The following is a 15,625-nucleotide window of genomic DNA, read 5'->3' as shown; positions in this document are numbered from 1 at the left end:
TAAGTTAATTACAAAATAATTCTGTTTGGAGCAAATTTACATTATGAAAATAAAAATAGATTCACAAAAAATAAATTCTAATTATATAGATGGAGATGTACGAAACACCAATGTAGAAGTGCAAGAAATCAAAGATCAATTAGTGCAACAATTAAAATTTGGTAATAATTCTTCTTTTTTAATATCCGGATATAGAGGCGCAGGTAAAACAACTTTAATTAGTGATATAGAAGATGAAATTAAAAAAGACAACAACTATGTGTTTGTACATTTAAATATCTCTAAATATGAAAGCTATTCTTTAATATTACGAAAGCTTATCCGAGAAATATACCTCACGTTGTCATCGAGTGAGGTATATAAAAAAATAGAAGATAAACAATTGAAAGAAACAATCGAACTTTTGTATGATCATACATTTTATGAAGTTTTTAAAAGTTCAAGTGTTAAAAATTTAAAAGAACTTAATATTAGCATGGAGGGAAGTTTTAATTTAAAGGATGTATTAAAAGCTATAAGTCCTTTATTAGCTGTAATTATAGCAAGTTTAAATATTAGCTTTGATATCATCTCTATTATGTCAGGATTTTGGAATATTATAGTACTAATTTTAAGTATATGCTGGTTTTTTATTACAAGCTTTAAGTTAAATTTAAAAAAACAAAAAAATAATTCTGCTTTGGAAGAATTAAATAGAAAATCATTATACGATGATGAAATAGCTGAATATCACTTAAAGAATATTTTAGAAAAATTAAAAAAAGAGGATATAAAAGTAATATTTGTTTTTGATGAGTTGGATAAAATTGAAAACGAAGTGGATATGAATAATACTATATCTGACTTAAAGCCACTTCTATTATCAAACTTGGCAAGCTTTATTGTTATATCAGGTCAAAAACTATATTATAAATTTATAAATTCAAGTGTTTTAGATGATTCGATTATGACAAGTATATTTGCAAAGACTATACATGTTCCATTGTCTACAAATATAAGTTTAAAGAAATTATTTAATTCTTATATAAATGAACCGTCGGATGTTAACAACGAATTAATAAATAATTACAGCGATTCATTGATATTAAATTCTTATAGAACACTAAGAAAATTTAATAATTTAATATTACAAAATATAGAATGGGAAAATAATGAATCTTATTTATACATAGATGAATTTAATCTAAATTCGTATAAAACTGACTCAATAATATTAGAAATATTAATGGAAATGACAGAAAATAGCATTGAAATTTCTGATCATGATAATGGTGTGAAAGATTTTTTAACTTATCAATTATTTATTTGGATAAAAAAGATGAAGTTAAAAGGAAAGTTGTATTTTACTAATAATGAAATATATTCGTTTGAAGAAGATTATTCAGAGCAATATCCAATTTGGACTAAATTTCAGTTAAATGAAATATGTAATGAATTAATTAGTAAATTATTAGATAAAAAACTACTTGAAAAAACTATTCTTAACGATGGTGACGAAATTTTATATCGGTGGACAGTAAAAGCCGATATAAAAGTAGAAGGTATCAATAAAGAAGATGAGCAATCTATAGATAAAATAAGGTTTTTAGACAGTATGAATGAAATAGAAAGACATTCTAGAAATATATTAATGGATTTAAAAGAAAATGATCAGGATTATAATAAAAAGAGCTTAAATAAAATTAGAGAAGAATTAATAAATATAGGTATAGTAAAGGAATACTGGTTAAATAATAAAAATATAGATTTAGTTGAAGTAAGTAGTAAAATTAAGCATGGTCAAAAATTAAGTGTAAAAGATACTGATAATATATTAAAAAACAGCAATTATGTTAGAAATGTTATGCCACAATTATTTGAAAACTATTGTTTTTATGTCGTAGATAAATATTTATCACCTTTGAATTATAATGTAACTAAAAACAATAGAGAGCTTGACATCATTGCGCAACATAATGAGTTACCTGATATTGTTATTGAAGTAAAATATAAGAATTTTTCGACAAATCATGATATCGATATAGCATATAGACTATTAAAAACGCTAGAAAAGTATAATGATAATACTCAAAAGAAAAATAAGTTAGTATTATTTTGGTTCTCTCGAGAGAATGAAAAAGCGTATGAAAAGTTTAAAAATCAAATTAAGAAAATAATTTCAAATGATTATCCTGAATTAAAAGATGATGTGTATCTATTTTATGCATCTGAAAATGAATCTGGTGTCAATTCAGATAAAATGAAAGTTTATCTAGATGAAGTAATCCAATCCTCTTCAGTTCGCACAAGATTGTAGACGGGTGACACTCTAAAAGGTTAGCGATCTTTCGTATTGAAAATCCAAGTTCTAGATAAGTTTCTATATTGACTCTTGCTGATGTAGTAAGATGAACATAGCTCATAATGAATCCTCCGTTGAATGTGGTGTATTAACTTTATTCTACACGAGGTCGTTATGAGTTTTTTCGTGTTTTCCGTTAGATTTTGCACTTAATATTACAATTCGTCCTTCAAATAGAACATTTGAATTAAAACTATTAATTTTCTATTTAGTTATTATCTTATATTCATTATATAATAGTAAAAAAAGTATATTTTGGAAAGAAGGTACTATATTGATTGAAAAAATAAACATTGAATCTTTTGGAACGTTTAAAGATTTTAAGTGGACGAAATGTGTCGATTCAAATTTAGGAAAATTGAATATTATTTATGGTAGAAATTATTCAGGTAAAACTACATTGTCAAGAATTTTCAGATCTATTGAACAAAAAAAGATGCACAGTGATTTTGAAAATGGAAGTTTTACAATTGATTGTTCTGACCAAAAATCTTTGTCATCTATTAATTTAGAAAATAATGATTTAAAGTTTCGAGTATACAATTCAGATTTTAAGTTAGAAAATCTAAGTTTTCTCTCAAACAAATCTGGAGATATTTTACCATTTGCAATTTTAGGCGAACACAACGTAGAAATCGAAAAAATGATTGTTGAAAAAAATAAACAATTAGATCAATTAAAAATTTCTCTTTACGGTAATGAAAGAGAACAAAATAGTATAAAGTTTGAAGCTGATGAAGCGAAAAAAGAGCTAAAAAACTTGAATGAAAGCTTAGACAATAAATTAAGAACTCGAGCTAAAAATATTAAAAGGAATTCGAAATTATTTCGAATAGGTATGAGGGGTGATTATAATATAAAAAATATAAAAAATGAAATAGAATTTGCTAATGAACTTTCTGAGACCGAAGTAACTAAGCTTGAACAAGTATTGAATGAAGAATTAAAAAAAACACTAAAAAAGTTACCACAGTTTAAAAATAAAATAAAAGAATACATAGAAAAAAGTAGCCAATTAGTCCAAAAATCAATTAATCCAAGTGAAGCAATTAGCTACTTAATAAATAATCCTGACTTACAAGACTGGGTAAAAGAAGGAATTAGACATCATAAACATAAAAAAGATCGTTGTGCATTTTGTAACTCTGAACTAACGAATATTATTTGGAGTCAATTAGAGAAACATTTTACCGAAGAAGCTGAGACACATAAAAAATTAGTAAATAGTTTAATTCATGATATTGAAAATCATATAAAGAATGTGAACTCAAAAAACCTTTATAAAAAAGAAGATTTTTATATAGAATTTCAAGATGAATATCAAACTCAGCTAGAAAAATTAGCAAAATACGAAAATATTTATTTTGATAATTTAAATTATTTATTAAGCAAACTTATGCTAAAATCTTCAAATATTTATAATGAATATTTTATTGATAAGACACTAATCAATGATTCTCAATCGAAGATAGATAATTGTATTTCTTATATCAATAGCCTAATTGAAAAAAATAATAAGTTTAGTTCAGGAATAGAAAAAAGAGAAGACACTTCATTAAAAAAATTAAGGCTACACGACATTAAAAAGTTTATCGATGAAATAGAGTATCAAAAAGAAATTGAAAAGATTCAACTACAAGCTGAAAAATGTACAAAAAAAAATAGGGAAATGAATAATACAGAAATTAGAATTCGTCGGTTGACTAAAGAAATTTATCAGTTAAAAAGTCAATTAAGTGATGAATTGAAAGCAGCAAAAAAGGTGAATGAATATTTAAGTGTTTATTTAGGACATCCAGAACTATTTTTAGAAGTAAATCAGAATGAATCTCATAGTACTTTTGTAATAAAAAGAGGCGATGAGATTGCATATAATTTAAGTGAAGGAGAACAAACTTTAATATCTTTTAGTTATTTTTTAGCTACACTAAAAGATATTTCAAAAGATAAAAAGAATGAGTATTCAATTTTTATAGATGATCCAATTTGTAGCTTAGATGGTAATAACATATTTTATATTTTCAGTTTAATTGATTCTGAAATTGTTGAAGAACAATACAAACAGATTTTTATTTCTACTCATAATCTTGATTTTTTCAAATATCTTCGACGTGTTGGAAAAAAGAAAACATATCTAATGATTGAGCGACAAGAAAAGGAAGAAAACTTTAGCAATAGTATATTGATGAATATGCCAAATTACATGAAGGAATATGTTACTGAATTTATTTTTCTTTTTAATCAAATAAATATAGTAGCAACAAAGCCTCAAAATAATGAAAATTATCACATTTTCTATAATTTTCCTAATAATGCGAGAAAATTTTTAGAGAGTTATTTATTCTTTAAATATCCAAATACTAAAATTAAAAATGATCATAGAATGAAACTATTTTTTAAAGATTCCCCGGAATTAATTTCATTTATGCAGAGAATTAACAATGAATATTCACATGGCGAAGAGCAATTTGATAGACTATCGAAGCCCATAGATATTCCAGAATTTCAAAAGGAAGCAAAATTAATTTTGAATACTATTGAAAAAATAGATAAAGAACAATACGATGCTTTTATTAATAATATCTCGTAAGCTTTTTACAATCTTTAATTTCAAAATTTTTCTTCGATTTTGTGATGAATTTCTCAGTTGAATTTTAAGATTAATTTATATTCAAATTTTTTTATTTTATTGCAACAAGTCTTTTAGTTAAGAACAGATTTAATGAATTATTGTATGACATTTATTAATAACTAATAATTTAAACAGACGCCGTCCATTGACTTGGACAGCGTCTGTTTTTCATTATGTTCGCTCTAGTATATTGACGAGCATCTGATGGATGACGTCATGATCACGGACGTCGTGGACACGATAACTTCCGGGTAACGTATAGACATCTATCGCTCCGACGTAAGCAATCTTCAGTTCCAACGTCCCATCCTCCTGACAGGTCGTCCGGAGTTCGAGTTCACCGCTGATGACACCGACTTCTTGCGTCATGACACCATGTGTGGCGGTAAAAGTAGAGGTTTTCGTTTCCATCGAATCGACTCCTTTTTAGTATGTACATGTGTTCAACATCGTTTGTAAGGCGGTTTTTTCACTCGACTGTAAGCTGAGGTTCCAGCGGCTCTTCGTATTGATCCACATCTTTGAGTAAGCACAGCTCGCACCTGCTCGTGTCGGCTTCCATGTCGACGGATCCTGATCCCCTTTTGAACGGTTCGAGCTTGCAGAGACAGCAATCAATTGCGGACCTGTTAAATCGTTTGCGAACGCTTGACGTGTCGTCGTCGTCCAGCTGCTTGCTCCTGAACGCCATGCTTCCGCAAGCGATACGACGTGATCGATGTCGAGGTCAGACGGATTCGTGAATGTCAGTCCGTCATAGTAACTATACCAAGAACCGGATGTAACGGGGCACGATCCGACATATGAATCGGCGTCACGTTTTAAGACGACTTGTCGTGTGTCACAGCCGCTTCCTTGACTGCTCCAGTGCGGGAACAAATCACGTGAATAACCGGTCATGCTGCCTTCTGTTTTAACCGTTAAGGCATCGAGTTGAGACTGGGCCGTCGCTTTCGATGAGATGCCCGATGGTAACGCGGAAACAGACGTCGTATCAAATTGGAAAGCGGTCAGGCAGACGAGCGTAGTGATGACGATGGACTTGATGGCTTTGAACACGTGTCATTCCTCCTATGTATGAGACGAGATGATGTGAAGACACCCTTCACAATTTTTAGTATGGCATCACTTATTTAGGAGAAAATGAATATCGTGTAAATGTTATTAAAATTAAACTTTTGTCATTATATTGAAGAGTCTGATGTTAGGATTTAGGTGGAGAAGAAAGGGGACTACATCATGAACGAACGAATCAGAGGATGGTTGATCGTGTTCGGTATCTTTTTAGTCGTAAGTGGCACTTTGACGGAAGCGCAACGTTATTTCAACACAAAAGAACTAGAAAATTGTATCGCGCAAGCTCGCGCTGCCAACCAAGAATATGAATATGAGATCGTTAATCCTGTCACACGCGCGTATTCATTCCGTGCGCATTAATTTTCTAAAAGATGTCGGGTCATCTCGCATATGGTACGCTTTTCAGGAAGCAGGATTTTAATGATTCGAGGAGCTGGTATGCATGAATAAAAAAGACATCGCCGACATCCGTCGTCACTTCAAGATGGATGCCGATTTACTAAAAATCCATGAAATCTACAACGTCTATATTCGAAAAGAGACGAGTGAAATCTATCATGAGGAAGCCCGACCGTTTCCATTGCTTGATCCGGAGCAACAGGAGCTGTTTCTTGCGAACTTCAAGAAAGTACTAGGTGGAAAACTCGACGTTAAGCTGTTCGAGGTCAAGTTCACCCATCCGGAAGAAGGAGAGACGGGTCATACGCAACAGCTCCTTTATGAAGGACTGTATGCGGAAGAGCCGGAGGACTGGGTCGAACAGATGCAGACGATGGCGTTGAAGATGGTTCAAGACGTCCAGTACGAGAATGACCTCGTCGTCACGTTCATTCGCGGACAATACTATAAAACGACGAAGCGCCAAGCGGATGAGACAGAGATCGATCCGAATGACGACGTCTATACGACGCCGTTCATCCTCGGTAGCCTTAACTTAACGGAGTTACCGAAACAATCGCTCGTCTTTGATTTTGTCGAACGGGAATTCAAGTCGAACTTATTCATCAATCCGGTCATCAAACTGGCGTCGCCGATCGGTGGATTTCTCTTCCCGACCTTTACCGACAACGCAGCAGACGTCAATCATGTCTTGTATGCGGCGGGCAAACCGAATAAACCGGATTTCGGCTTCCTTGAAAACGTCTTGAACGGTCAACCAATCGTCACGGCAGATGAGGATAAAGCGATCTTCGAGGAGATTGTCAAATCAGTCGTCGGTGAATCGATGGATACGAAGACGTTAGCTGGTGTCTATGAAAACATCAACCAGTTGATCGTCGTCGAAGAGGATCAGGATGAAGAAGAAGTACCGATGCTCGACGTCCAGGAAGTCGAGCGTGTCCTCAAGGCGAGCGGTGTCGAAGACGTCAGCACGGAGCAGGTCGAACGGGCGTTCAAGACGGTCGTCGACGATCCGACATACGAGATGAAGGCGAGTAACATCGTCCCGAACTATGAAGCGAAATCGATTAAAATCAATACGAAGGTCGCAAACATCGCAATCAGTCCGCAAGACTTGAAGTACGTCAAACAAGTCAACTACCAAGGCAAACGCTGCCTGTTGATCGAGGTTGAGGAAGACACGGTCATCGATGGTTTTACGATCGTTTCACAAGAACAATTACGATGAGGATCAGCGCAGGTGACTGCGCTGATTTTTTTAGGTGAAACATTTGCTTCTCCTGTCAAAGACAGGTATATTGTGATGTAAGCGGTCTTTTTTTTGAAAAAGAGGCATTCGAAATTTTTTTTAGTGGTTATCGAAAGCGCTTTCGATAACGGTTTGAACAGAAAGGAAGCGATCCATTTGTCTACCGCCTCGATGCAAGATTTGCTACGAACGTTACGAAATCGTTCATCCATCCATCAAGACGGACTTGAAATCGTCGATAAGCCAATTCCTGACGTCTTGACCCCGGGAACACTCGATCCGCGTGTCCGTGAGGTCGTTCTCACGCAACGTCCATCGGTCTCGATGCCAGAAGGGGCGTCGCCAGTTGAACTGGCGCGTGCCGGCATGGGCTGGGACAACGAAGACGTGACGACTCGGCAAATCTCAACGGATGTCCTCGTGATCCCAAGACCCGGTACCACGATCGAAGCACGGCTGTATCGTCCGGAAGCGGCGCGTCCGCTCCCACTCGTCGTCTATTTCCACGGCGGTGGTTTTTTCGGTGGCGCGCTCGAGACGGTCGAGAATCCATGTAAGGCATTAGCCGATAAAGGGAACGTCGCTGTCTTGTCGGTCGGCTATCGATTGGCTCCGGAGCATCCGTTTCCGACAGGACTTGAGGATTGTCATGCAGCGATCGATTGGGCAGTCGAACACGCTGATCGACTTGGGATTGATCCGGGTGCAATCGCTGTCGCCGGCGATAGCGCCGGTGGGAACTTGGCGACGGTCTGTTGTTTACTTGACCGCGAGCGTCCGACGCCGTACATTCGCTATCAAGTCTTGTATTATCCAGTCGTCAATGTTGGTGAACATCCGAATTCGGAATATAACTGGACGCTTGAAGCGTATGATCGACAAACGGAACCGCAGTTACTCGAACGGATCATTCTCTCGCTTCAAGATGAAGAGGGTGTACTCGAGCAATGGTATGTCCAAGCGAGTGATTCAAAGGATCAACGGATTTCACCGTTGTTCGCGACGCTCGATGATCTACCAGAGGCACTCGTCATTACGGGAGAGTTTGATTACTTACGTCTTGAAGGAGAAGCGTATGCGAAAAAACTGGCGCGCGCCGGCGTCAAGACCCGTTATCTCCAGTACCGCGGGATGGAACATGCCTTTCTTGATAAACTCGGTCTGTATCCGCAAGCCGAAGACAGCTTAGACGAAATCGCGAAGGACTTAAAACGATTCTTTTCTCAAACTAACTAACAAAGGTGGATGACGCATGACATACACGCTCGATTGGCAAGCCTATACAAAACTCGCACGACAGACCGTTGCGGAAGGGGCGGTCCTCTTACAAAATGATGGTGTGCTCCCGTTGCAACCCGCATCGACGGTCGCTGTCTTCGGACGTAATCAGTTCAACTACTATAAAAGTGGAACAGGATCAGGCGGGATGGTCAACGTTACGAACGTCGTCAGTCCGCTCGACATGCTACGCGAAGACGTAACGCTGAATGCAGACGTCCTCAAGGCGTACGAGAACTGGCTTGAAGACCATCCGTTTGACCAAGGGGAAGGCTGGGCAGCCGAGCCGTGGTCGCAAGAAGAGATGCCGCTTGACGCGACACTCGTTCAGCAAGCAGCGCTTGACTCCAATGTTGCCTTGATCATGATCGGTCGTACGGCTGGGGAAGACCGCGACAATACGGCGGATCCAGGGAGTTATTTTTTAACGGAGACAGAACAGGAGATGCTCGGACTCGTGACGACACACTTCAAACAGACCGTCGTCGTCTTGAACGTCGGGAACATCATCGATATGCGCTGGGTTGAAGAAACGGCGCCAAGTGCTGTCCTCTACGCGTGGCAAGGAGGAATGGAAGGGGGAACCGGACTGAGTGATCTTTTGCTCGGCCGCGTCTCACCGTCCGGAAAATTACCGGATACGATCGTCCGTTCACTCGATGATTATCCGTCAACACCACACTTCGGTCATGCCGATCGCGCGTTGTATCAAGAAGACATCTATGTCGGGTACCGTTATTTCGAGACGTTCGCACCGGAAGCGGTCTTGTATCCGTTCGGGTATGGATTATCGTATACGTCGTTTGACCTGACGACAGACGTGACGACGTCAGCTGATGCTTGGACTGTTACAGCGACGGTGACGAATACCGGGCAGACGAGTGGGAAGGAAGTCGTACAAGGATACCTCGAGAAACCACAGGGACAACTCGGGAACCCGACGCGTCAACTTGTTACGTTCGGAAAGACAGAAGAACTCGCACCAGGTGAGCAAGAATCTCTCACACTCGTCGTACCGTTCGCCTCATTTGCGAGTTATGACGATAGTGGCGTCACCGGGCATAAATCGTCTTATGTCATAGAACCTGGCACGTATCAGCTCTATCTCGGAACGGACGTCCGGTCGGCGGTTCCAGTCGCAAGCCATTCCGTCGAGACGCTTGACGTCACGGACATCTTAACGGAGAACATGGCACCGGTGACGGCGTTTGAACGCATCAAACCGCAAGCGACCGAAACGGGATATACGGTGACGTATGAAGCGACACCATTGCGGACGATCGATCCGGAACAACGTCGTCAACAGGAGCGTCCTGTTGAACGGACGCAGACGGAAGACGCTGGTTGGAAGTTACGCGACGTTAAAGAAGAACAGGTCACGCTCGAGACGTTCCTCGATCAATTGACGGATGCGGATCTCGCAGCGATCGTCCGAGGGGAAGGGATGAACTCACCGCGCGTCACACCGGGAACGGCGGGCGCCTTCGGTGGCGTGACGGCAGAACTCGAAGCACTTGGCATTCCAGCAGGTTGCTGTGCGGATGGTCCGTCCGGAATCCGGATGGACATCGGGACGAAAGCCTTCTCGTTACCGAACGGAACATTGCTTGCCTCGACGTTCAACACAACATTGATTGCCGATCTATTTGAGATGACAGGTCTTGAGTTACGGAAGAACGAGATCGATACGTTGCTTGGACCCGGGATGAACCTCCACCGTCATCCACTCAACGGACGGAACTTTGAGTATTTCTCGGAAGATTCGTATCTGACCGGAAAAATGACCGTGGCGCAGCTTGACGGGATGCACCGTGTTGGTGTGACGGGAACGTTGAAGCACTTCAGTGCCAACAACCAAGAGTTCCACCGACACGATCTGGATTCGATCGTATCAGAACGGGCGTTACGTGAGTTGTACCTGAAAGGATTCGAGATGGCCGTCAAGGACGGGAAAGCTTACTCGATCATGACGACGTATGGTGCCGTCAATGGGATCTGGACTGCTGGCTTGTACGATCAGAACACACGCATCTTGCGCGATGAGTGGGGCTTTGACGGAATCGTCATGACCGACTGGTGGGCGAAGATTAACGCGGAGGGAACGGAAGCAAACCGCCAACAAACGGCGACGATGGTCCGTTCGCAAAACGATCTCTACATGGTCGTCGGCGAACCAGGAACGAATCCGTTCGAGGATGATACGTTGACGGCTCTCGCTGACGGAACACTTCGACGTTCCGAGTTACTGCGGAGTGCCGCGAACATCTGTCAGTTCTTACTCCGGTCACCGATTATGGACCGTGTGATGGGAACAGCAACATCGATTGAAGTCCTCGGGGCACCGGTCGAAGAAGAGACACTCGAAGATCAAGCCGTCTCGCACCAACGTCTCGTCAGTGGGGATGCCTTCTCGTTAACGGATGTCGCGACGACGACGGGCAGCAGTCACGTCTTCGCTGTCACGGCAGAAGAGACAGGGATGTATCAGGTCACGTTGACGGCACGTTCGAATGCCGGTGAGCTGGCGCAGATGCCGGTGACGTTGTTTGCGAACAACATGCCGGTCGCGACATTTACTTTCAACGGGACGAACGGCGAGTGGGTCAGTCAGACGAAGGACGTCTTCGTCTTCAACCCGCACAACTATTTAAAACTCTACTTTGCACTCGGTGGTCTGGAGTTAAAAGAGTTGACGTTTACACTTGCGGAATCGTTTCATATGAAGAACGGCTAATCACATTAGCCGGACGGAAAGGACGGATCGCTTGCAGTTTTCCATCATCAAAAAACGGGTCGAGCAACTGCTTGCCCCGTCGTTACAGGGGCGGATTGCTTTTCATGCAGCTGTCTACCGGATTCAAGATAGTCCTAGTCGCGTCTGGGTGACGTTTGACGGAGAAGAGATTCTCGGAGCAGACGACTTTCACTTCGAACGGGAAGTCGAGCGGCGTTATGCGTTACAAGCTGCACAGTTACCGGAAAAATCAGCCGGATTGCTAGGGCAGTCCGACTGGTTGAAGCAGTCGCATGCGTTATCCGCTGAAATTGAACGACAGGTCAAACAAGACGGGTATCTAGAGAACTATGAGATGCAACAAGATTTGTTGCAGTACCCGAATCTCGCGTTTGAACAAGCGCTCGTTCATCCACATCCTTTCATCCGTGGCATCGCACGGCTCGATCGGCGACTCGGCAAACGACGTTTCCTGTCGCTGACGCATCAGTCTGACTTTGAACGGTGGTGTGCAGATACGCGGCAAACCGTTGAACACTGGTGACACGAAAAAGCACGCTTCCTCAAGACGAGGAGGCGTGCTTTGCTGTTAGATTGAAAACGAGTTGACCTCGTGAATCCCTTCTTCTTCAACGAAGGCGTCGAGTAAGGCACGCACTTCGTCCGTTGAGTTCGTCTCCATCAATTTGACCCGCAGTTCACTCGCACCGCGGAATCCGCGGACGTAAATCTTGAAGAACCGGCGTAATGGCTTGAAGAGACGTGGCTCGAATTGAGTCGAGTAATGATCGTGCAGATCAAGCTGCAGACGTAACAAATCGAGGAGTTCTTGGCTCGAATGTTCTTTTTTCTCGACTTCGAACGCGAACGGGTTGTGGAAGATCCCGCGACCGATCATGACACCGTCGACACCGTATTTCTCGACGAGTTCAAGCCCGTGTTGGCGATCGTTGATATCCCCGTTGATCGTCAGTAACGTCTGTGGTGCGATCTCATCGCGTAACTTCTTGATTTCCGGAATCAATTCGAAGTGCGCTGGAACGGCGCTCATCTCTTTACGTGTCCGGAGGTGAATCGAGAGATTCGCGATATCTTGCTCGAGGATGTGGCGCAACCAATCGTGCCACTCTTCGACCTTCGTATAACCGAGACGCGTTTTGACGCTGACCGGGAGACCGCCCGCTTTTGCAGCTTGGATCAGTTCAGCTGCGACTTCCGGACGATTGATCAAACCGGAGCCTTTACCGTTAACAGCAACGTTATGGACGGGACAACCCATGTTGATGTCGATCCCGCTAAAGCCCATCTCTGCCATGCCGATACTCATTTCGCGGAAATATTCCGGTTTGTCGCCCCAGATGTGAGCAACCATTGGTTGTTCATCCTCCGTGAACTCAAGACGTCCGCGGACGCTCTGTTTGCCTTTCGGGTGACAATAGCTTTCTGTATTCGTGAATTCCGTGAAGAAGACGTCCGGACGCGCCGCTTTTGCGACGACGTGGCGGAAGACGACGTCGGTGACGTCTTCCATCGGAGCTAAGACGAAAAATGGTCGTGGTAAGTCCTGCCAAAAGTTCTTTTTCATAGTATATTAAACCCTTTCCTTAAGGTAATGCACATGTGTGGTTAAAGAATTTCATCAACTATACACTTTAAGCGCTCTGGCTAAAAAGTGCAAGTAAGGGATGCGATTCACTAGATGCAGGAGGGAATGAAGGAAATAAGAGAAAGTTGGACGGAGGTAGTTTCCAGATATTGAATCTTTTCCGTCGATGATCGCGTAAATGAGACTATACATTAAAGGAGGAGACCGGTATGCATACACTCTATATGAAAGAAAAAGCGTTTAGTTTACGTGGACGATTCTCGATTCAAGACGAGGCAGGGCACGACGCCTATCACATCGAGGGCAGTTTTATGAAACTTCCGAAGTCGTTCAGCGTGACGAACCGAGATGGAGAGGAAGTCGCGGAAATCACGAAGAAAACGTTCAGTTTCCGACCGGTCTTTTATGTCGAAGCAGCAGGGCAATCGTTTGAAATCATTAAAGAGTTCACGTTCTTCAAGGACCGCTATACGATCAACTCGGATCAATTCGAAGTGACGGGTGACTGGTGGGATGTTGATTTTGAAGTCCTACAACAAGGGCAACGGATTGGTCGCGTTCAGAAAAAATGGATTTCTTGGACCGATCAGTACATCATTGAAGTCGAAGATGAAGCGATGGAAGAATTGTTGATCGCCCTCGTCGTCGCGATTGATTGCGTCAAGGCGGAGGAAAGTTCGAACTCTACATCTTTCATTGATTAAAAAGGGGAATGATTTAGGATGGAACAGTGGGACGTATATACAGCAGATCGCAAGAAAACAGGACGACTCTGGACACGGGGAACGCCACATACAGCCGGGGATTATCACATGACGATCCACGTCTGTGTCTTTAACGCCAAAGGAGAGATGCTCGTCCAACAACGGCAACCGTTCAAATCTGGTTGGCCGAACATGTGGGATGTGACGGTCGGCGGCAGTGCGATTAGTGGGGATACGAGTCAGATGGCGGCGCAACGTGAATTGGCGGAAGAGCTTGGACTCGACATCGATTTCACGGGCATTCGTCCCCATCTGACGATTCCGTTTGAAATCGGTTTTGATGATTATTATCTCGTCGAGCAGGAAGTGGATCTGTCGACGTTGACGCTACAGGAAGAAGAAGTCCAGCGCGTCGCCTGGATGACAGAAGAAGCGATCGTCAACGGGATCGAAGAAGGATGGTTCATCGGTTATCATGAATCATTGATTCGGCTGTTATTTGCTCTTCGTCATAGTTACGGCGCGCATAATGAAGTATAAAAACAAGCCCTTCCGGTGATTGAACTGAACCAAAAAAGTTAGACAATAAATAATTTGTCAGGCGACCTTGAGGACCTGAGTCCGGTATTCCACCGGGCTCAGGTTTTTTAGTCGTCTCTTGATACGACGATGGTTATAGTACTCGATGTAACGCTCGAGCTCACATTTGAAGTGGTCCATGTCATCGAACTCCTTGAGATACAGGAGCTCTGACTTGAGCACAGCGAAGAAGCTTTCGATGGCTGCGTTGTCGAGGCAGTTGCCCTTACGGGACATGCTTTGCGTAATGCCGTGCTCGTGAAGCGTACCGACGAACGCTCGATATTGATAATGCCACCCTTGGTCGGAATGCAGAATCGGTCGGGCTTTCCCGTCGAGCTTCCCGATTGCCTGATCCAACATTTCACCAACGAATTGATAGGTAGGGCGGTCCGATAGGGTATAAGCAATGATCTCACGATTTCCCAAGTCCATCATCGGCGAGAGGTAGAGTTTCTCCCCGAACAGGTGAAACTCAGTGACGTCAGTCACCCATTTCTGGTTCAGGCCGGTGGCCTTGAAGTCACGTTGGAGAAGATTCGGTGCGACCTTTCCGACCCGTCCTTTATAGGAGCGGTATCGCTTCATACGGACAAGACATTTTAGACCGAGCTCATTCATGAGACGGCGTACGGTCTTCGGATCGTGCCGGAAGCCTTGGCGTTCGAGAAGTGCGTGGATGCGACGATAGCCACATCGTCCCTCGTGTTCGTGGAAGAGAGTATGGATAGCTGTCTTCACCTCCGCATACTTGTCCTCGCCCGTCAGGCGCGTCCGCCAATAGTAATAGACGCTTCGTGCCATACCGAGCACGCGAAGGAGTCCCGGAACGGGATAGACTGACCGCAATTCGTCGATTACTTGTGCCTTGATCCGGTTCGTCGCGCATTCTCTTCTTGAACCAAGGCTTTCAATTTTTTTAACGCAGCGTTCTCCATCTCGAGATACTCGATCCGCTCTTTGAGCTTCTCGACTTCTGTCATCTCTTCAAATTCCTTCTTCTTGCGTCTCGCCATCGGGGCA

The 15,625-nt window shown here is 42.1% G+C and carries 14 protein-coding genes and 1 pseudogene; 9 read left to right on the top strand and 6 right to left on the bottom strand.

Going from position 1 to position 15,625, the window contains the following annotated elements; translation table 11 throughout:
* Window positions 1-43 precede the first annotated feature (43 nt).
* Window positions 44-2,296, top strand: coding sequence for a P-loop NTPase fold protein (locus tag L985_RS16625; protein WP_047394937.1), 2,253 nt, complete (start codon window positions 44-46; stop codon window positions 2,294-2,296).
* On the opposite strand, the pseudogene L985_RS16620 reads toward L985_RS16625, so the two are convergent.
* Window positions 2,271-2,402, bottom strand: a pseudogene (locus tag L985_RS16620) (helix-turn-helix domain-containing protein); the annotation flags it as partial. The gene L985_RS16625 and the pseudogene L985_RS16620 overlap by 26 nt on opposite strands.
* Before the next feature lie 213 nt (window positions 2,403-2,615).
* On the opposite strand from L985_RS16620, the gene L985_RS16615 reads away from it, so the two are divergent.
* Window positions 2,616-4,931: an AAA family ATPase gene (locus L985_RS16615; protein ID WP_047394933.1), complete on the top strand. Its 2,316-nt coding sequence runs from the start codon at window positions 2,616-2,618 to the stop codon at window positions 4,929-4,931.
* Window positions 4,932-5,144: 213 nt separating this feature from the next.
* Here L985_RS16615 and L985_RS16610 read toward each other — a convergent pair whose 3' ends face one another.
* Together L985_RS16610 and L985_RS16605 are read right to left on the bottom strand one after the other, a co-directional pair.
* Window positions 5,145-5,384, bottom strand: a complete 240-nt coding sequence (locus L985_RS16610; protein ID WP_047394930.1) for a hypothetical protein — start codon at window positions 5,382-5,384, stop codon at window positions 5,145-5,147.
* Between the two features lie 15 nt (window positions 5,385-5,399).
* The gene (locus L985_RS16605) at window positions 5,400-6,020 is read right to left on the bottom strand and encodes an HNH endonuclease family protein (protein ID WP_442856724.1); all 621 of its coding nucleotides are present in this window, start codon (window positions 6,018-6,020) and stop codon (window positions 5,400-5,402) included.
* A 192-nt stretch (window positions 6,021-6,212) separates the two neighbouring features.
* On the opposite strand from L985_RS16605, the gene L985_RS16600 reads away from it, so the two are divergent.
* The 5 genes from L985_RS16600 to L985_RS16580 all read left to right on the top strand — a co-directional run bounded on the left by L985_RS16600 (window position 6,213) and on the right by L985_RS16580 (window position 12,257).
* Complete coding sequence (locus tag L985_RS16600; protein WP_047394923.1) at window positions 6,213-6,410, top strand: hypothetical protein; 198 nt, start codon at window positions 6,213-6,215, stop codon at window positions 6,408-6,410.
* Between the two features lie 82 nt (window positions 6,411-6,492).
* Window positions 6,493-7,680, top strand: coding sequence for a DUF4317 domain-containing protein (locus tag L985_RS16595; RefSeq protein WP_035395462.1), 1,188 nt, complete (start codon window positions 6,493-6,495; stop codon window positions 7,678-7,680).
* Window positions 7,681-7,872: 192 nt separating this feature from the next.
* On the top strand, window positions 7,873-8,937 hold the full coding sequence (locus L985_RS16590) for an alpha/beta hydrolase (protein WP_047394920.1): 1,065 nt from the start codon (window positions 7,873-7,875) through the stop codon (window positions 8,935-8,937).
* A 16-nt stretch (window positions 8,938-8,953) separates the two neighbouring features.
* Entirely contained in the window at window positions 8,954-11,713 is a 2,760-nt protein-coding gene (locus L985_RS16585) for a glycoside hydrolase family 3 protein (protein WP_047394915.1), read from the top strand.
* 31 nt (window positions 11,714-11,744) lie between these two features.
* Window positions 11,745-12,257 (top strand): SF0329 family protein, encoded by a 513-nt coding sequence (locus L985_RS16580; RefSeq protein WP_047394912.1) that lies wholly within the window; start codon window positions 11,745-11,747, stop codon window positions 12,255-12,257.
* A 45-nt stretch (window positions 12,258-12,302) separates the two neighbouring features.
* On the opposite strand, the gene L985_RS16575 is transcribed toward L985_RS16580, so the two are convergent.
* The gene (locus L985_RS16575; protein WP_047394909.1) at window positions 12,303-13,298 is read right to left on the bottom strand and encodes a tRNA dihydrouridine synthase; all 996 of its coding nucleotides are present in this window, start codon (window positions 13,296-13,298) and stop codon (window positions 12,303-12,305) included.
* A gap of 230 nt (window positions 13,299-13,528) precedes the next feature.
* Here L985_RS16575 and L985_RS16570 point away from each other — a divergent pair, with 230 nt between their 5' ends.
* On the top strand, window positions 13,529-14,023 hold the full coding sequence (locus L985_RS16570) for an LURP-one-related/scramblase family protein (RefSeq protein WP_047394907.1): 495 nt from the start codon (window positions 13,529-13,531) through the stop codon (window positions 14,021-14,023).
* A gap of 18 nt (window positions 14,024-14,041) precedes the next feature.
* Window positions 14,042-14,563: an NUDIX hydrolase gene (locus L985_RS16565; RefSeq protein WP_047394902.1), complete on the top strand. Its 522-nt coding sequence runs from the start codon at window positions 14,042-14,044 to the stop codon at window positions 14,561-14,563.
* Window positions 14,564-14,620: 57 nt separating this feature from the next.
* Here L985_RS16565 and L985_RS17305 read toward each other — a convergent pair whose 3' ends face one another.
* Together L985_RS17305 and L985_RS17300 are read right to left on the bottom strand one after the other, a co-directional pair.
* Window positions 14,621-15,475, bottom strand: a complete 855-nt coding sequence (locus tag L985_RS17305) for an IS3 family transposase (protein WP_419718458.1) — start codon at window positions 15,473-15,475, stop codon at window positions 14,621-14,623.
* Window positions 15,460-15,618, bottom strand: a complete 159-nt coding sequence (locus tag L985_RS17300) for a hypothetical protein (RefSeq protein ID WP_235147593.1) — start codon at window positions 15,616-15,618, stop codon at window positions 15,460-15,462. Before L985_RS17300 ends, L985_RS17305 begins: the two co-directional genes overlap by 16 nt.
* Window positions 15,619-15,625: the final 7 nt, after the last annotated feature.

Origin of the sequence: Exiguobacterium sp. ZWU0009, assembly GCF_000798935.2 — a bacterium.
In the GTDB taxonomy this organism is placed as follows: Bacteria; Bacillota; Bacilli; order Exiguobacteriales; family Exiguobacteriaceae; genus Exiguobacterium_A; species Exiguobacterium_A acetylicum.
This window is presented reverse-complemented; position numbering and strand designations above follow the sequence as displayed.